16 protein-coding genes are annotated in these 17,822 nt (G+C 57.0%); 7 read left to right on the forward strand and 9 right to left on the reverse strand.

All coding sequences use genetic code 11. The features are described 5' to 3' along the window. The first annotated feature begins 228 nt into the window (after positions 1 to 228). Positions 229 to 903: a 4-carboxy-4-hydroxy-2-oxoadipate aldolase/oxaloacetate decarboxylase gene (locus OA90_RS11990; protein ID WP_068411602.1), complete on the forward strand. Its 675-nt coding sequence runs from the start codon at positions 229 to 231 to the stop codon at positions 901 to 903. 70 nt (positions 904 to 973) lie between these two features. On the opposite strand, the gene OA90_RS11995 is transcribed toward OA90_RS11990, so the two are convergent. The 3 genes from OA90_RS11995 to OA90_RS12005 are packed head-to-tail and all read right to left on the reverse strand — an operon-like array spanning position 974 to position 3,920. Further along, positions 974 to 2,278, reverse strand: a complete 1,305-nt coding sequence (locus tag OA90_RS11995; RefSeq protein ID WP_068411359.1) for a TRAP transporter large permease subunit — start codon at positions 2,276 to 2,278, stop codon at positions 974 to 976. 51 nt (positions 2,279 to 2,329) lie between these two features. After that, positions 2,330 to 2,917: a TRAP transporter small permease gene (locus OA90_RS12000; protein WP_068411361.1), complete on the reverse strand. Its 588-nt coding sequence runs from the start codon at positions 2,915 to 2,917 to the stop codon at positions 2,330 to 2,332. Between the two features lies 1 nt (position 2,918). Next, the gene (locus OA90_RS12005; RefSeq protein WP_068411363.1) at positions 2,919 to 3,920 is read right to left on the reverse strand and encodes a TRAP transporter substrate-binding protein; all 1,002 of its coding nucleotides are present in this window, start codon (positions 3,918 to 3,920) and stop codon (positions 2,919 to 2,921) included. 284 nt (positions 3,921 to 4,204) lie between these two features. Between OA90_RS12005 and OA90_RS12010 the strand changes: the two genes are divergently transcribed. Further along, entirely contained in the window at positions 4,205 to 5,122 is a 918-nt protein-coding gene (locus OA90_RS12010; RefSeq protein ID WP_068411606.1) for a LysR substrate-binding domain-containing protein, read from the forward strand. Positions 5,123 to 5,356: 234 nt separating this feature from the next. On the opposite strand, the gene OA90_RS12015 is transcribed toward OA90_RS12010, so the two are convergent. From OA90_RS12015 to OA90_RS12030, 4 genes are read right to left on the reverse strand one after another with little or no spacing between them, the layout of a single operon-like run. Beyond that, positions 5,357 to 6,271: an ROK family protein gene (locus tag OA90_RS12015; protein ID WP_068411366.1), complete on the reverse strand. Its 915-nt coding sequence runs from the start codon at positions 6,269 to 6,271 to the stop codon at positions 5,357 to 5,359. After that, a complete protein-coding gene (gene nagA, locus OA90_RS12020) occupies positions 6,268 to 7,449 on the reverse strand; it encodes an N-acetylglucosamine-6-phosphate deacetylase (RefSeq protein WP_244274603.1) in 1,182 nt (393 codons plus the stop codon). The genes OA90_RS12015 and nagA overlap by 4 nt, the downstream gene beginning before the upstream one ends. 2 nt (positions 7,450 to 7,451) lie before the next feature. Beyond that, entirely contained in the window at positions 7,452 to 8,477 is a 1,026-nt protein-coding gene (locus tag OA90_RS12025; protein WP_068411372.1) for an SIS domain-containing protein, read from the reverse strand. 22 nt (positions 8,478 to 8,499) lie between these two features. Further along, positions 8,500 to 9,252: a GntR family transcriptional regulator gene (locus OA90_RS12030; RefSeq protein WP_068411375.1), complete on the reverse strand. Its 753-nt coding sequence runs from the start codon at positions 9,250 to 9,252 to the stop codon at positions 8,500 to 8,502. A 442-nt stretch (positions 9,253 to 9,694) separates the two neighbouring features. Between OA90_RS12030 and OA90_RS12035 the strand changes: the two genes are divergently transcribed. The 5 genes from OA90_RS12035 to ugpC all read left to right on the forward strand — a co-directional run bounded on the left by OA90_RS12035 (position 9,695) and on the right by ugpC (position 15,132). Next, entirely contained in the window at positions 9,695 to 10,879 is a 1,185-nt protein-coding gene (locus OA90_RS12035) for a Gfo/Idh/MocA family oxidoreductase (protein ID WP_068411378.1), read from the forward strand. Between the two features lie 10 nt (positions 10,880 to 10,889). Further along, complete coding sequence (locus tag OA90_RS12040; RefSeq protein ID WP_068411608.1) at positions 10,890 to 11,771, forward strand: sugar ABC transporter permease; 882 nt, start codon at positions 10,890 to 10,892, stop codon at positions 11,769 to 11,771. After that, entirely contained in the window at positions 11,771 to 12,628 is an 858-nt protein-coding gene (locus OA90_RS12045; RefSeq protein WP_068411381.1) for a carbohydrate ABC transporter permease, read from the forward strand. The genes OA90_RS12040 and OA90_RS12045 overlap by 1 nt, the downstream gene beginning before the upstream one ends. A 42-nt stretch (positions 12,629 to 12,670) precedes the next feature. Next, complete coding sequence (locus OA90_RS12050) at positions 12,671 to 13,906, forward strand: extracellular solute-binding protein (RefSeq protein WP_068411384.1); 1,236 nt, start codon at positions 12,671 to 12,673, stop codon at positions 13,904 to 13,906. 101 nt (positions 13,907 to 14,007) lie between these two features. Further along, positions 14,008 to 15,132, forward strand: a complete 1,125-nt coding sequence (ugpC, locus tag OA90_RS12055) for a sn-glycerol-3-phosphate ABC transporter ATP-binding protein UgpC (RefSeq protein ID WP_068411389.1) — start codon at positions 14,008 to 14,010, stop codon at positions 15,130 to 15,132. A gap of 120 nt (positions 15,133 to 15,252) precedes the next feature. Here ugpC and OA90_RS12060 read toward each other — a convergent pair whose 3' ends face one another. Further along, entirely contained in the window at positions 15,253 to 16,368 is a 1,116-nt protein-coding gene (locus OA90_RS12060) for a D-TA family PLP-dependent enzyme (protein WP_068411392.1), read from the reverse strand. Continuing rightward, positions 16,361 to 17,818: a M81 family metallopeptidase gene (locus tag OA90_RS12065; RefSeq protein WP_068411400.1), complete on the reverse strand. Its 1,458-nt coding sequence runs from the start codon at positions 17,816 to 17,818 to the stop codon at positions 16,361 to 16,363. Before OA90_RS12065 ends, OA90_RS12060 begins: the two co-directional genes overlap by 8 nt. Positions 17,819 to 17,822 lie beyond the last annotated feature (4 nt).

The following is a 17,822-nucleotide window of genomic DNA, read 5'->3' on the forward strand; positions in this document are numbered from 1 at the left end:
TGTTTTCTGTGCGTTGAGTGCAGCGCTGCTCCTGCCCGATTTTTAGCATGAGCAGAAATTGATGATGTCAGACTGGATTGGAATGACCGGCTTCCGATGCGTTGCATCGGGAACTGAAATCACGTCAGAGCGAACGGCTCTTATCGCGGTTTCCGGTGGTTCTTTATGATCGACGATCACGGCAGTGGGACACTTGCCGGAGATCAGGACATCATTGGGAGTATGCCGATGCCACATATCATCACCAAAATCGAACGTGCAAAACCGGAAGACTGCGCGGCGCTGGGAAAATTCGGCAGCGCGACCATTCATGAAGCACAGGGGCGTCTGGGGGCGCTCAACTCCCGGATCAAGCCGATCGACCGGTCCATGTCGGTCTGCGGTCCTGCTTTCACCGTCGTCAGCGCACCGCGCGACAACATCATGCTTCAACTGGCCATCCATTACGCTCAGCCCGGCGATGTGATCGTCGTTTCGGCCGGCGAATACGAAGAAGCCGGAAGTTTCGGTGATGTGCTCGGCAATGCCTGCGTTGCCAAGGGGATTGCGGGTGTGGTCACCGATACTGGTGTTCGTGATACGGCGGAACTCATCAAGCTGGGTCTGCCGGTTTTCTCGTTGAGCGTCAGCATCAAGGGGACCGTCAAGGAAACCCTCGGGCAGATCAACGGCAACATCATTATTGGCGGCGTAGAGGTTCGTCCGGGAGATGTGATCCGGGGCGATGCGGACGGTCTTGTCACCGTGTTGCGCGAGGATGCTGCCGAAGTGGCAAACAAATCGCAGGCCCGGGAAGATGCGGAGGCCGGCTTTATCGCGGCTTACAAGGCAGGGCGCACAATCATCGACGTCTGCAATCTGGAAAAGGTTCTTGCCGAAAAGGGTCTGACAACGGATCTTTGATCCGGCAAGCCTCTTGTTGACCGGAAAAGCCCCTGCTCCTCACGGAACAGGGGCTTTTCCTTGTCATGCGTTATCCCAGAAGCAAGTCGGGCAGGAAGGTGACGATCCCGGGAAACAGTGCCAGTAGGATGACAAATCCGATCATGATCAACAGGAAGGGAAACGTAACACGTGCGATGAATGCCGTACTGCGTCCCGTGATGTTCTGGATGATCGCGAAGTTGAAGGCAACCGGCGGCGTGATCTGAGCCATCTCGACAACGAGCACGATGAAGATGCCGAACCATACCTTGTCGAAACCGGCCGCTTCGACCAGCGGCAGCACGACCGGCAGGGTTGTTGCGATCATCGAGAAGCCTTCAAGGGCCGTTCCCAGTATCAGGTAAAGCACGATCAGGGCCAGGATCAGGACAATCGGCGACAGGTTCCACTCGGTGACCGTGCTGGCCACGGCTGCCGGAATTCCGAGAATCGAGGTTATGTTTCCGAGAACGGAAGCCCCCAGGATGATGACGCCCATCACGGAACAGGTCTGAACGGCCCCGAGCAGGATATCGCGCAGGCCACGCAAGGTCAGGGCCCCTTGCGACAGGGAGACGGCGAAAGCGCCGAGAACGCCAAGCGCGGCGGCCTCCGACGGCGTTGCCAGGCCGCCATACATGGAGCCCAGAACGCAGACAATCAGAAACAGCGCAGGCGCGAGGTCCTTGAGGGCGGCAATCCGATCCCGCAACGGCATGTGGCGCATCGCCCGTTCGCTCTCGGGCACCAGTTCCGGTTTCAGCGTTGTCCGGAGCATGATCCAGGCCCCGAAGACGGCGGACAGAAGCAGGCCGGGAATGAAACCGGCTGTAAACAGCCTGAGAACGGATTCATTCGCCAGCACCCCATACATGATCATGACCGTGGACGGCGGGATGAGAAAGCCTAGCGTGCCTGCGCCGGCCAGACTGCCAATGGCAATCTCCGGCGAATAGCCGCGCGCCAGCAGTTCTTTCAGCGTCATGCGTCCGACCACCTGCGTCGTTGCCGCAGACGACCCGGAAATCGCCGCGAAGATCGAGCAGCCGACCACATTCACATGAAGCAGACGCCCCGGAAGCAGTCCGGCCCACGGCGCGAGACCGGTGAACAGCGCTTCCGACAGTTTCGTCCTGAACAGGAATTCGCCCATCAGGATAAACAGGGGCAGGGCTACCAGATCCGGGGTTGTGAGGATGTTGAAGATATATTGCGGAAACAGCTTGTCGATCGGGATTCCGGTGAAGAACCACCCCAGGCCTATGGCGGTTGTCAGAAGGGCGATGCCTATCCATGCGCCAAGGGCCAGCGTACCAAACAAGAATGCAAACAGACTGGCGACAATGGCACCCATTCTGGTTCCTTCCTATAGAGGGAAAAGATGAATTCGAAGCGGCAAACGCGGCTACTCGATCGCGCTTGCGGCGCCCAGACTGCTCCGATTGACGGGGTGTCCGGCAAGGCATGTGACCAAACGGGCAACCATCTGAAAAGCCAGGACAGCCGCACCGATAGCCAGCACCAGCTGTGGAATCCAGAGAGGCGTGTAGCTGTCCTGAGACACTTCCCCATAGCTGTAGGTGCGGTAGCAAAACCGCGCGAGCCAAAGCGCGAGCGGCACCGTGACCGCAACGCCCAGCGCCGCCGACAAGCCTTCGAAAAAGCGTGTCATGCGACCACCCAGCGATGACATCAGCACTTCGACCCTCAGCTGCAACCCGGCACGAAGCGTCATGCCGGAGCCAAGCAGGAAAGAGGATCCCATCAGGTAAGCACTGTATTCCCAGCCTATCCCCGTGCTGGTTGGCACCGAAGGCATAAAGCCTGAAAAGAAGGCCAGGAAGATATCGAGCAGAACCAACAGTGTCAGCAACAAGATACAGATGCCTGCCGCCCACGCCGCCCCGAGCGACACCATGTCTGCGGCCCCTTGCAGGGCCGCAGCAGGTCCGCGCGGTTCCGAAAATTCGGTCGAGCGAGACGGTTCATTCATGTCAGTTTTTCCCGAGAGACGCGCGATAGGCCTCAACGATCGGGAGGGCTGCAGGAACGCGCTCGAAGAAGACATCCTGAACGGTTTTGGCGCGCTCAGCGATCTCTGCCTTCAGGTCGTCGGAGAGCGGAACGACAACCATTCCGTTTTCAGTCATGGTCTGGATGCTCGCCAGATCGCCCTCACGTGAAATGTCCCAGAAGCCCGGCTCCAGATCGGCAGCGACTTTCTCGATCGCGGCCCGGTCTTCGGCCGAAAGGCTGTTCCACGTGTCGAGATTGATCGTCACGGCGTTGGAACCCCAGGTGTGGTTGGTCGGGTAGATGTATTCCAGGAACTCCCAGAACTTGCCGTCAACGCCGGACGTTGCAGATGTGGCAACGCCTTTGACGCGCCCGGACGCCAGGGCGGGCAACAGTTCACCCCACGGAACGACCACACCGGCCATGCCGATCGACGTGATGATGTCGACTGTATTCTTGTCCGCACCCCGAACGATAATGCCACGGAAGCCTTCGATGTCATCCACCTTTTCGTTGAGATAGACATACTGCGCGGGCGAGGGAACCATATAAAGGATTTTCTGGTTGTTCTGCTCAGCGAGTTTTTCGAATTCCGGACGCAGGAAAGCATGGTAGTCGCGCAGCTCGTCCATGGAACTGACCAGGAACGGCACCCCTTCCGCGCCAAACAGCGGATTGATCCCAACCTGCTGACTGATGTTGATGTCAGCCATGTCGACCAGGCCGTCCCGGACTGCGCCGAGCTGGTCCGGGCCTTTGAAACCGAGCGAGCCGGATGCGCCGACGGTGATGACAACTTCTCCGTCGGTGGCTTCTTTGACAGCTTCTGCGAAGGTAATGGCGTTTTTCACCATGAAGTTGCTGTCGGGCAGAACGTCTGAAAGACGCAGCTGTGTCTCGGCAGCGGCAGGTTGGGCAATGCCTCCGGCCAGAATCGCCAAGGAAGCGGCGCCAAGGATCCAATTCGTGAATTTTTTCATGTGTTCAGTTCCCCTCTTTACGCCCCGGCTTATTGTCGCTACTCAGAATTATAATAAGCTGCGCAAGTCTGTTCCGATTGGACGTAACATCTGTTGCGCCCAGCAGCCTAGCCAGTCGCCCGGTGACGGCAAAAGAACACTTCGCTCTGATATGATAGCGTTTGCTTATGTATCTTCCCTTCCGGCGCTGATTGTTCGTAAGTTCAGCAAGAATAGTGTTTTGAATGCAGAAACTTCGCGGAGCATCGCTGCATCGTTAAAACCGGTTGGAAAGGACCGATTTCGTGGACATTAGACGGCTTCATGCCTTTGTGAAAATCGTTGATATCGGCAGCATCACCCGCGCATCGTCCATCTTGCATATCGCGCAACCGGCGTTGAGCCAGCAAATTGCAGCGCTGGAAGCCCAATTCGGCAAACCCTTGTTGTTGCGCTCCAAACGCGGCGTGACCCCGACAGAGGCGGGCAAGCTCCTGTATCGCCACAGCCAGCAGATCCTGAAGCAAATGGATCAGGCGCAGATCGATATCGGTAACAGCTCGGCAGACATTTCAGGGTTCGTGTCTGTTGCTCTTGCGCCCCTGAGCCTCGGGTCGCTCCTTGCGTCGCGCGTATTGCAGACCGTCCGGGCCCAGCATCCCGGCATTATCTTGCACATCAATGAAAACGTCGGGGCCGTGATCAGCGAGATGGTCATGATGGGCAAGGTCGATATCGCCCTGATCTATGATCCCGGTGAAACACCGGGCCTGGCTTTTGAACCCGTGCTGAGCGAAGAACTCTATTATATCGGAAAAAGAATGGAGGGAGAGGACAGCACCGAAATCGCCTTTTCCGATGCTGTCGCACAGCCACTGATCCTGCCAAGCCGTATGCATACGGTTCGCAAAGTCATCGACACAGCGCTCACGCGCGTGGGACTTTCGGCGTCCGTTGTTGCGGAAACCGAGTCCATCTCGTTGATGGTTGATGCCATTCAGAACGGAATCGCGAACTCGATTTTGCCGTTTTCCGCAGCAACCGCCATCAGGTCACAGGTTCAAGCCGCACACCTTTACAGGATAACCCAGCCAAACCTGAAAACACATATGTCGATGTGTATTTCCGGCCAGTTGCCAATGTCCGAGCCCGCTGACGCAGTGAACCGCATTCTGTCTGAGTTGGCTCATGAATTTGCACGGGAAATCGAGGGGCAGCACTGAGCTGTTGCTCCAGTGGCGGTCTGTTTCCTTGTCCCACAGATCGGCGAATACTGGTCTTCACCCAAAGACTTGCCCGAGTTACAAGCAAACGCCTCCCGGGCAATGAGGCGGAGTTCCCCCGCCAATCGAAGCAATGACTTCCTTCATCGTTTCCGCACTTTCCCAGCCAGGAAAACCGTCGCGGACAATTCTACCCCTTCCAAAGGGCATGTGGGGTGGCACTGCAGCCCCGGATCATATCCTGGCGACCTTTTGAAAACCAAGAATGGCGCTTCCAATCAGGCCAGGTTCTATCCTGCAGGCCGCTGGTACAACCAGTGGAGCCTTGAAACGGCGCAAGGTCTTTTTGCGCGTTTCGCGGTCGATCAGGTCAATCAGGGGCACCGCATTTGAGAGCCCTCCCCCAACCGGAACAACGGAAGCCCCCGTCGTATTGATCAGAAGCGCCAGGGGTCCTGACAAGATATCGACATAAACGTCAATTGTTTCCTGCGCCTTGGAGGCTCCGGCCTCAAACTCGGCGATGATTTGCTCACTTGTGAGATCTCGTCCATGCAGATGCTTGTCAATTCGCTCGAGCCCGCGCGCGCTGCAGGCAGCGTCAAGACAGCCCGTCTGACCACATCCGCAGGCAAATCTTGGAACGTCGCGGGACAGCGGCCCGGCGCGAGTTGCCGAAACAGGCCCATGCCCCCATTCCCCGGCATAGCCGCCGTCCTCGTTGATCAAATGTCCGCGCACCACCAGCCCGCCGCCAACCCCAGATCCCAGGATGATGCCGAAGACAACGTCATGGCCCCGGCCTATCCCGAAACCGGCTTCCGCCATGGCGAAACAGTCCGCATCATTGGCGATAACAACCGGCAGCGATAGTCTTGCGGCCAGTTCTGTTGCCAGATCGATGCCGTGAAGGCAGGGAATGTTAGCTACAATCATGCACCGGGTGTCAGGATCGACCACCCCGGCGATTGAGAGCGCCACCACTTTGGTCGGTTCCGGCGCTTCAGAAACGATCCTCGCCAAAACAGCGACAAAAGCCTCGAAGTCCGCGGTCGGGGTAGGCACCCTGGGCACCTGCGCAATGTCTCCGGGCGCACGTGCATACGCACCCTTGATTGCCGTGCCGCCGATATCGAAACAGACAATCATCCAGCGCCCCCCTGATGATCCAGCCACTGCCCACCAATGACGCTGGCAAGAATCTCCAGACCTGGCCCAAGAACCAGGAAGTTCGCCTGCGCATCCGGCAGGAGCAACCCAGCCCCTTCAAGCCCGGCCGCTTCGGCGGGATAGAGGCTTGCCATCCGCAGTGCCTCGTCAACCTGAAGGCCGATTTCAGTCATCATGAACCGCACACAGGTCAACATGTCGATGTCAGCGCCTGCCAGTGTTCCGTCTTCAAGGGTCAAACGCCCATTCTGGCGAAAGACTTCACGGCCATTGAGCCGGAAACTCTGTCCGTGCCAACCGATGGAAGACATTGCGTCGGTTACAAGAAATACCCTGCCCGGCCCCTGTTTGGCCTTCAGAGCAATTCGGATTGCAATCGGGTCAACATGATGCCCGTCCGCAATAAGACCACAGCTCAACTCACCAAACCCCAGAGCAGCGCCCACCAGCCCTGGCTCCCGGTGCCGCAAAGGGCTCATCGCGTTGAAGAGATGCGTGACCATTGAAGCCCCCGCCTCGACAAAAAGCCGGATCGTCTCAATGCCTGCATCGCTATGCCCCAGGCTGACAACAGCGCCAGCATCAACCAGCTGACGAACCTGCACCGGCGTCACGCTCTCAGGTGCGAGCGTAACAAGCAATTTCGGCAAGTCACGCGCGGCTTGCAAAAGCAAAGCCAGATCCTGATTGGTCATCGGCCGGATAAGCTCAGCGGCGTGAGTGCCCTTGCGCGCGATGGATAAGTGAGGTCCCTCAAGGTGCAGGCCCGCAAAGCCGGAGACGCCCTGTCTGGCCGCTTCAATTCCGGCCTTGATGCCACGTTCGGTGTTTTCCGGCGTATCTGTGATCAAAGTGACAAGCAGCGACGTGGTGCCAAAAGCGCGATGTGCCTCGCAAATGGTTTCAATTCCCGACACCGTCAGATCATTATTGAACAGCACCCCTCCACCGCCATTGACTTGGAGATCAACGAAACCCGGTACAATCCGGCTTCCCTCGGGCACGCGGCGCAGCATCGTCGCAGTATCTGGTTTGCTCTCGGAAAGAGCGCCGATCTTGCCCCGCGTGACCGTCAGGGTCTTGCCAGAATGCCAACGCTGGCCGTCAAATATCTGAGCGCCGGCAATCAGAAAATCGCTGGCAGGGTCATCGCTCAACTTCATAGCGTCTCAGTTACCTTCTGAAGCGCCGGCGGTGCATCCGGATCGAGGTTGCGCCGGAACGACAGGCTCTCAATCATTTTGTAGTACGGCACAATCTGTATAAGCGCATCAGTGAGCGGATGGCCTGTCGAAACACGCGGCAATTTCCGCGCCGTTCGCGCGTGCGGCGAGGTCACAAAGACATTGCCACCTTTTCCGGCCAGTTGGTCAGCAACATCGACCACTGACTGCTCGGCAGCATCGGCGGCTGCGAACACCAGAACCGGGAACCCACCGAAAACCAGCGAGACTGGTCCGTGCAGGACTTCAGCGGATGAGTAGGCCTCACCGTGGAGTTCACACGTTTCCTTGCACTTCAGTGCTGCTTCTCCTGCAATTGCAAGCGAAGGACCACGGCCCAGGAAATAGAGGGATTGCGCCGTTTCGAGCTGGTCCGTCAGGTCGCTCCAGTCCAATTCGAACGCCTTTCTGAATTGACCCGGCAGTCCTAGCAGCGCGCTCTTGAGCGCATCATCCTCGGTCCATTCGGCGACAATGGCCAGACCGGCCACGATCGCATTCACATACGACTTTGTTGCAGCTACAGCCAGTTCCGGACCGGCGGCCAGCGAGATGGCTGTTGCTGAAGCCTCAGCCAAAGGCGACGGGACTGTGTTCACCAGAGCGACCGAACTTGCGCCAGCATCTGTGACGGAGCGTGCCAAAGCGACGATATCCGGGCTTTTGCCGGATTGCGAAATGCTGATGGCTGCCGCCTTGCTCACTTTCAGTTGCCGCTGGTAGATGGACGCAAGCGATGGCCCCAGCGAGGCGACAGGAACGCCTGTCTGCAATTCAATGGCATATTTTAAAAAGCTGGCCGCGTGATCGGACGTGCCGCGTGCAATTGTGACGACAACCGAAGGATCGAGTTTCCGGAAGTTTGATCCGCAGGCAGTCAGTGCGGCAGAAGAGTGAGAGAATAACCGGTCGACCGCATCGGGGATCTCCCGGATCTCTTTGAACATGTTTGAACTTGTCATGACTTTCCCAGCGTTTGAATCATCAGGCAGGACCAATGATTTGCTCGGCGACAAGATCATAAAGGTCATTTCGATAAAGGGTTTTCGTCGATTCGATAGCCCGGCCGGACGCAAGATAGGCGATCCGATGAACAGCAAGGCCGGCAGAGCCTTCAGTCACACCCAGCAGCAGAGCCTCGTCAGGCGTCAGCAGTCTCGCCGAGATTCGCTGAACAGCGCGCACCGGACGGGCATTCAACTGCGCAAGGCGCGCATAAAGAGACACTCCCACGCTCTCGGGGTCCGGCAGAATATCCGATGGCAGAGTTGCATTTTCCAACGCCACCGGCGCACCGTCGGCAAGACGAAGGCGCTGCAACCGGGCCACTTTTTTGGTCCCTGTCAGGCCAAGGAGCATCATCTCATCCGAACTGGGCAAATAAAGGGAGCGGTCAAGCCATCTGGATGACGCCACCATACCGCGGCGGGCCATATCCTCGGAAAAGGACGTTGCACAGGACAGCGGCTGCTCCATGCGCTCCACCGGAGCCGCAACAAAAGTCCCGGAGCCATGACGGCGGACCAGTGCCCCTTCCTCGACAAGTGCATCGATGGCGCGGCGCACGGTCACACGGGAAACTCCGCAAACCTCTGAAATATCTCTCTCGGACGGCAGAGCATCGCCCTGCTTTAAGCGCCGGGTCTGAATGAAGGCTTCGAAAGCCAACTTCAGCCGCTTGTACAACGGGCCATCGAAACGGTCTTGAAATCCGCGAAGCCCAACAATGCCGCTCATACGCAACGCCCCTTTGCCAGAATGACTTGCCGCCCCGATCTCGGGATTTATCTCTGAGGCTCAATAAGATACCAAATAAATACCAAATCACGATTTGTCTAATTTTTTTTCAAAAAAACGAGGGCCGAATTTTTGAGCCCGATTAAGCCACTGTACTTATTATATTTTTTACAAAAGTCCATAATCGCAGCGTCAAATGCACTATTTATGGTATTGCATTGGTATCAAAAATTAGCTCTCATTCAACAAGAGCAAAGGCTCGCACAATCGGATGTGACACCATCTCTTGTTAAAGCTCAAATCCCGGTCTTTAAGTGAGAATATGAAATTTTTTTTCAAAATTAGCGTGATTTGACGGATATAGATTGACCATTTGTCTGATATCGCGCAGTTTGAGAAAATAGATTACGTAAATAAATTACATAATCAGAAGGCAGCTGGAATGAAGGTTGGCATAATCGGTCTGGGTTTCCGTCTTGGCTATCTTGGGTTCGTGTTCAATCAGATGGACCCGGATTTCGAAATTGTTGGCTACGTGGATCCTGCGCCGGCCGGCAAGCCGATGCTTGAGGAAAAAGGCATTTCGGCTGGAAATGCCTATGACACGCCTCAGGAGCTGATCGAGAACGAGGAGATGGATCTCCTGATGATCGGTTCTCCGAACCATATGCATCTCGATCACATCCGCATTGGCATTGAAGCCGGACTGAAGGTCTTCAGCGAAAAGCCAATCGTCATGACCGTCGAGCAGAGCCTTGAACTCGCCGCCCTTCTTCACCTTCATGGAAATGAACGTCTGCTGGTTGGCCTGGTTCTCCGGTATTCACCCCTGTACCAGGATTTGCGCAAGGCGCAGCAGGACGGCCTTCTGGGGGACGTGGTCTCCATTGAGGCATCCGAACACATTCAACCCTACCACGGTGCTTTCTTCATGCGCGACTGGCGTCGTTATGAAAGCTATGCCGGAAGCTTCATGCTTGAAAAATGCTGTCACGACCTGGACCTTTACAATGGCGTGGTGGGTGCTCGCCCCCGCTATGTCGCCAGCTTTGGCGGACGTAAGAGCTTCACTCCGCAAAACGCCCCAGGAAATGATGGGGTCAACGACCTCGAGGTCTACCACAGCAAGCCCAGTGGCTGGCTCGGCGCCGACAACGTCTTCGACAGCGATGGCGACATTGTCGATTATCAGACCGCAATCGTTGAGTATGACAACGGTGTTTCAGTGGCCTTCCATACAAACCTTAATGTGCCCGACGAGTTCCGCCGGTTTTGCGTCATCGGCGCCAAGGGCATGGCTGAAGGCGATTTTGTTCGCGGTTTCTTCAATGTTCACAGCGCCCGGAACAACGAGAAGGTCATCGCAAAGACATATCAAGCCCCCAGCGAGACCTCACATCACTACGGCGCGGATGAACAAATGGCCGAAGATGTGATCAAGCATGTCCGGCACGGAGCTCCTCTCCCGGTTTCAGCTCTGGACGCTCTTGAGGCCGGCATTCTGGCTCTGTCCATGGACGAGGCGCGCAGGACACGCACAGTCGTCGATTTGTCCCCCGTCTGGCGGCGCTATGACGACGCCCTGAACGGGATGACGTCCGGGCACATCCCGCTGAAGTCCGCATGAGGCTACGATGATGAACGCCAAGCGAAGTGCCGTCTTTTTTGCCTGGATGCTCCTGTTACCAGCAGCGCTCTATATTGCGTTCATCGTGATCTATCCTCTCATAGATACCGTCAATCTTTCTTTCACCAACGCGTCCTTGCGCAAGACCTATTCTTATGTCGGCTGGGCCAATTACGACAAGATCTTCAACGAGACCTTCGCGGCGGTCATCGTCCGAACCTTCATCTGGACGTTCTTCTCTGTCCTGCTCAAGATGATCATCGGCACCTGTGGCGCAATGTTGCTGAACGCAGCGGTTCCCGGGCGCTCCCTTTTCCGTCTGCTCACCATGCCGCCCTGGATTGTTCCCATGGCAATCGGCATCTTTATGTGGGGCTGGATGTACAATGGCCAGTTCGGCATGATCTCCGGACTGCTTCAGAACTTTGGCATCACCGACGGTCCAATCGCGTTCCTTGCCTACGGAAACACGGCCTTCTGGGCGACCATCATCACGGATGTGTGGATTGGCGTTCCCCTGGTCACGCTCTACATGCTGGCGGCAATCCAGGCCGTGCCGCAGGACCTCTATGAAGCCGCCTGGACAGATGGCGCGGGCCGCTTCTACCGGTTCCGGCGGATAACCTTTCCGCTTCTGATCCCCGCCATGATCACCATGTCGATGATCTCGCTGATTGCGACCTTCAACTCATTCGACATCATCTGGATCCTGACCCAGGGCGGACCGAGCGGCTCGACCACGACGATGATCATCGACACCTACAAGACAGGAATCGGGTCCTACAAATACGGCGCTGGTGCCGCGCGCGCGGTTCTGATCTGTCTCTTCCTGTCGCTGTTCTGCTTCTTCTACTTCAAGGCAATCAACCGGCTATCCACGGAGGCTGTGTGATGAGTAAACAGACCGCCATGATCAATCGCTACAAGTGGTACGAGGTCATCTCGATTTACGCGGCGATTGCGGTTTTCCTGTTCTTTGTTCTGGCGCCTTTCGTCGAAGGCTTCCTGGTCTCGTTGAAACCCTTGAGCCGCCTGTTCTCCTCGCCTTATCGCTTCTGGCCAGAGCACGGGTCCTTTGACGCCTATTTCACCATGTGGGACAGCGTTCCCAATTTCGGCCTCTACGTTTTCAACTCGATCTTCATCTCCACAGTCGTGACCGTGGTGGTACTGATACTGGTGGTTCCAGCCGCCTATGCCTTTGCGCGCTTCGAGTTTTCAGGGCGCGGCCCTCTGCTCGCCGCGTTTCTCGCGGTCAACATGTTCTCGGGCGCTGTTCTGCTCATCCCTCTGTTCCGGCTGATGCGCTCCTTGGGGATCCTCAACACCTACGCCGCAATGATCGTGCCTGGCGCAGCCTTCCTCATTCCCACCGCCATCTGGCTCTTGCGCACCTATATGATGCGGATCCCAAAAGAACTGGAGGAAGCTGCCTATGTGGATGGCGCCACGCGCCTTTACACCCTGCGGCGGATCATTCTCCCACTGGCCATGCCCGGCATCACGGTTGTCGCCATCACCACATTCATCGGCGCATATGCACAGCAGTTCATTTACGCGCTGACCTTCAATTCCAAGACGGAATTCATGCCTTTGCCGATCGGGCTTTTCGCCTATTTCGGCCGCCAGGAAGTGATCTGGAACGAACTCATGGCCGCCAGCTTTGTCGGTATTGCGCCTGCCTTGATCGTGATCTTCTTCCTGCAACGTTATCTCGTCAGCGGTCTTACCGCTGGCGCGGTGAAATAACAAAAAAATCAAAATCCACACCAGAGTATGGGGATACAAACTATGAAAATTGAAACTTTGAAATTCGGGGTTTGCGCTCTCGCTCTTGCTGGCGCGACCATTGCCGGTGCTCCGGGCGCACAGGCCGCGGATCAAGAAATCACCTGGATCTACTGCGGCGACAAGATCGACCCCATCCACGAAAAGTACATCGAGCAATGGGAAGCGGCCAACGAGGGCTGGACCATCGCACCGGAAGTCGTCGGCTGGGCGCAGTGCCAGGACAAGGCAACCACGCTGGCGGCGGCCGGCTCCCCGGTCGGCATGGCCTATGTCGGCTCGCGCACACTGAAACAGTTTGCTGAAAATGATCTCATCGTAGAAGTCCCAATGAGCGATGAAGAAAAAGCAAGCTACTATCCCAACATCGTCGACACGGTCACTTTCGACGGCACTCAGTGGGGCGTTCCGATCGCCTTCTCCACCAAGGCACTTTACTGGAACAAGGACCTCTTCGAACAGGCCGGTCTCGATCCGGAAGTTCCGCCAAAGACCTGGGAAGAAGAGATCGAGTTCTCAAAGATCATCACGGAAAAGACCGGTATCCCCGGATACGGCCTTCCCGCGAAGACCTTCGATAACACCATGCACCAGTTCCTGCACTGGGTGTACACAAACAACGGTCAAATCATCGACGCCGACGGCAACATCGTAATGGACAGTCCGGAAGTACTGGCTGCCCTTCAGGCCTATAAGGACATCACTCCCTATTCGGTTGAAGGACCAACCGCTTACGAACAGAACGAAATGCGCGCTATTTGGCTGGATGGCAAGGTCGCCATGATTCAGAACAGCTCGGGCGCTGCTTCACGTGCACAGGACACTGACCTGAACTGGGGAGTGACAACCCTGCCTCTCGGCCCATCTGCAAAAGGCCCCGGCACGCTGCTTATCACCGACAGCCTGGCAGTCTTCAAGGGAACCGGCGTGGAGGAAAAGGCAGTCGAGTTCGCCAAGTTCATTACATCTCCTGGCCCGCAGGGTGAGTATGAATTGCAAGGCGGCGCCGGACTGACACCGCTTCGGCCATCCGCACAGGTTGATGCATTCGTCGAAAAAGACCCTTACTGGAAGCCGTTCATCGACGGAATTTCCAATGCGGGTCCCGAGCCCCTGTTCACTGACTACAAGGGCTTGCAGGATGTCATGATCGAGATGGTTCAATCCGTCGTCACTGACAAGGCAGAACCCAAGGCCGCTCTTGAAAAGGCAACCGCCGATCTTGAGCAGTATAAGTAAGTCGCGTTGACACGCCGCCGCAGCTCAATGCAGCCGCGGTGGCGTGTTTCGTCCACGCCAGATCCCATTGCCGAAGTGGCAATGACGAAAAGAGGTCAGTCTTGGGACAACTCCATCTCAACAAGGTCACCAAGTCCTTCGGGGAAATTGACGTAATCAATGGGGTGACACTCGACGTGAAAGACGGTGAATTCGTCGTTTTCGTCGGCCCTTCCGGATGTGGAAAATCCACGCTGTTGCGCATCATCGCTGGCCTGGAGGACGCTACCGAGGGCGGGATCGTTATCGACGGCGTGAAGGTCAATGATCTGGCACCAGTCAAACGCGGCATCGCGATGGTGTTTCAATCCTACGCACTCTATCCACACATGTCCGTTTTCGAGAACATCGCGTTTCCGCTGCGCGTGGAAAAGATGCCGGAAGCCGATCTGAAGAAGAAGGTCGAGAGCGTTGCTGCCGTCCTGAAACTCGACCAAAGGCTGCAGCAAAGGCCGGGTTCCCTGTCAGGCGGCCAACGCCAGCGCGTCGCCATCGGCCGTGCGATCGTACGCGAACCGAAGATATTCCTGTTCGACGAGCCTCTGTCGAACCTCGACGCGGCTCTGCGCGCCGACATGCGCATCGAGCTGACAAAATTGCATCATGATCTTGCAGCCACCATGATCTACGTCACCCACGACCAGATCGAAGCCATGACCATGGCAGATCGTATCGTCGTGCTGAACGGCGGATATATCTCTCAGGTCGGCAAACCACTTGAGCTCTATCACAAGCCACAGAACAAGTTCGTTGCGAGCTTTATCGGCAATCCGAAAATGAACTTTCTGCCGGCGACTTGCATCGCAGCCAAACCGGAAGGCGTGACCGTTGTGTGTGAAGGTCAGACTGTGACGATTCCGGTCGAACCGCGTGACGGTCTGACAGGAGAAAAACTGACCCTCGGCATCCGCCCCGAACACATAACCTTGGGCGCGGGTGACGTGAAATTCGACATCGTCCCCTCGGTTGTCGAACGGCTCGGCGTCAACACAATTGTATATGCGTCCGCGTCCGGCGATGCGCCCTTCAGCGCTGCCTTTGCGGGTGCAGCCGCGGTTACCGTCGACACACCGGCGACCATCAGCTTCAACGCTGCCGATTGCCATCTCTTCGACGATAAGGGCGAGGCTCTCGAGCGGCGCACCGACCTTCATGAAATCGATCTGGAAGCTCTGAACGCAGTATAGAGCACCGACCCGTCAAGGCTGGGCGCCCTTCAAGAGAGCGTTCAGCAGTTCTTCTGCGCTCACGAAGTCCCGCGCCAGTTCCATGACACGGGACGTTCCATGACAAGTGAAGATTGCGTTTTACCAGACGTGGCCGCGAGCTGCGACGGGCTCCACGCGCGTGACCCTACCACCCTTGTGAAACACCATATGGTCAACCAGATTGGAGACCACGCACGTGTGGTTCGGAATGATCCGGATCCTGTCTCCCACTTGCGGCCGCTGGTCTGGATCGCATTTCGAAAGATCCAGAACGCCATGCTCTTCGGACAGGCCCGTGATCGTGGCATCCGGATAGTCCACGACGTAGCCGAAATCATCGAAGCCCAGCAAATCCGACGTGAGCGCCTTTGATCCTGCATCGATGACCGCCCGCGTCTGTGTCGGACGTGAGACAACTGTCGTCAGGATTTCCATAGCGCAGTCGTTCAGGCCGCAATGCCCGGCCCTTGCCATGGCCCGGTCGTTATAGACATAGGTTCCTGCCCGGTATTCGGTTGCCGAGGGCACCAGATGCGCATTGAACAGGCTGGGTGTCCCGCCACTGCTGACAATGCCGCAGGCAATGCCGCGTGCTTTCAGAAGCGCGATGGACCCACTCAGGAATGCTTCTGTCTCCGCTTCGCCATCCGCCCCCGGATAAGTCACAAGCCCGCCGAACGTCAGTCCGGCGCAGTCAGAGATCAACACGGCGAGGTCTGCCGCTTCGGCCGGCGATTGAACGCCACAGCGCCCGCCGCCGGTGTCGCATTCCACCAGAACCTTCAGAGCCTTGTCCCTGCCGCCAAACACGCCGGACAATCCGGACACTGTCGTCGTGCTGTCGGCAACAACTTTCAGGTCACCGATGCGCTCGTTCAGAACTGCCAGTTCTTCCAGTTTCTCCGCGCCCAGAATGTTGAAGGTGATCAGAATGTCCTGGAAACCGGCGTCAGCGAAGACATCGGCTTCGCTGACCTTCTGACAATTGAGACCCTGGGCACCCGCTGCCACCTGACGCTTGGCAATCGCCGGGATCTTGTGGGTTTTGATATGCGGGCGGAACGTCTTTCCGATCTTGTCCATATAGGACTGGACACGGGTAATATTGTTTTCCAGCCGATCTTCGTCGATCACGGGAATGGGCGTGGAAAGCTCGGAAATGGGCCCACCGACCAGCGGCGCGCCAGGAGCAAGCTTATGCGTTTTCTTATCCATGAGGCTTCTTCATCATTGGCCAGATATCCTCGCGAGCATACCTGTAGAGCGTGTCGGCAGGAGAGTTCGGGTAGGGGGTGCCCGCCGAACAATAAAGGATTTGCGAGGCAATCTTGCTGAAAGACGCCTGGAAGTGGTTGGTTGATTTGATAACCAGGATCTTCCTTTGCGCCGGATCTATGCCCATAACGGAAAACAATGACGGATCAAAGCTCTGGGCTCTTACAGAATTCAGGATGATGTCTATGCCATTCAGGCAGATATGAGCTGCGTCGCCAAAGGGGGCGTAACTTTCCCCAAAGCGCATCTCGGCATTCCGCACCAGCTTTACGATTGTTACCCGGCCATCCACCGGGCTGCCAGTTCCAGGCGCCGACTTCGCACCGAACCGCAGGGAGATCTCCGCCCCCTCACCCGCCGCCATGCAGATCTGAACCGCAATCGGGTCCCAGATGGTACCAAAGGCAACCCCGACGCAGCCCCTGTCGATAAACTCAGAGAGAAGCACAGTCGCATCCCCGGCGGTTCCACCGCCCGGATTATCCCACATGTCAGCGATAACCGTCGGTCCGTCTGCAGCAGCCATGGCCCGTGTGACAGCTTCATCAACCGAAAGCTGCTTCATCATGTGACGGCCCCGGTTGGCAAACAGTTCAAGGCCGAGCGAGCGGGCCAGCCGGTCCCCCTTTTCGGCCTTGCTGTTGGTCACCACGATCATCTTTGTACCCATTTCCGGCACATCGCCCGCCATGAAGCCATGGATCACAGACAAGGACAGGACATCGTTATCGTTGGCCTCGATGGAGTGAAGCTTGTCGACGAACGAGCGCATCGGTTCCCGCGACGTCGGAAAAACGTCAATCATCCGGCAGTCAAATACAGACATGGTCGGCTTGACCCGCCCCTCCAGCGTATCGACAGCAATCCGCCAGAGATCCTCAGCCCGATCAACGAAATCCGTATGCGGAAACTCCTTGAAAACAACGAAGAAATCGGCCGCCGCGACACGCTTTTCAGTCAGATGGCTATGCGGATCCAGTTCCGCACAAACCAGCACATCCGGACCTACCATGTCCCGGATTCGGGCCAGGAGATCGCCTTCCGGATCCTGATAGCCATCAGCGACCATTGCCCCATGAAGACCAAGAACCACGCCGTCAACGGGCAATGCCGCACGAAGCTGCTCGAGGATTTCGTCGCGCAGACTTTCATAGGCCTGACGGTTGACCAGCCCGGCCGGGTCCGCCCAGGCAGCCGTGCCCTCAACCAGGGACCAGCCCTTTTCCGCGCACACCCTGCGTCCAACCGTGAGTGGCGCGGAACACAAGGTGGGCGTCGCTGGATGTTCGCCGGGCTTTGCATACAGAGATGCCTCGAACCCGCGCCGATCAATGCAGATTGGGGAAAAGGTGTTTGTTTCCGTCGCCAGAACTGCGGTAAAGAGCTTCAAGGGA

The sequence above is a fragment of the Labrenzia sp. OB1 genome (genome assembly GCF_001624695.1).
Classification (GTDB): Bacteria; Pseudomonadota; Alphaproteobacteria; order Rhizobiales; family Stappiaceae; genus Roseibium.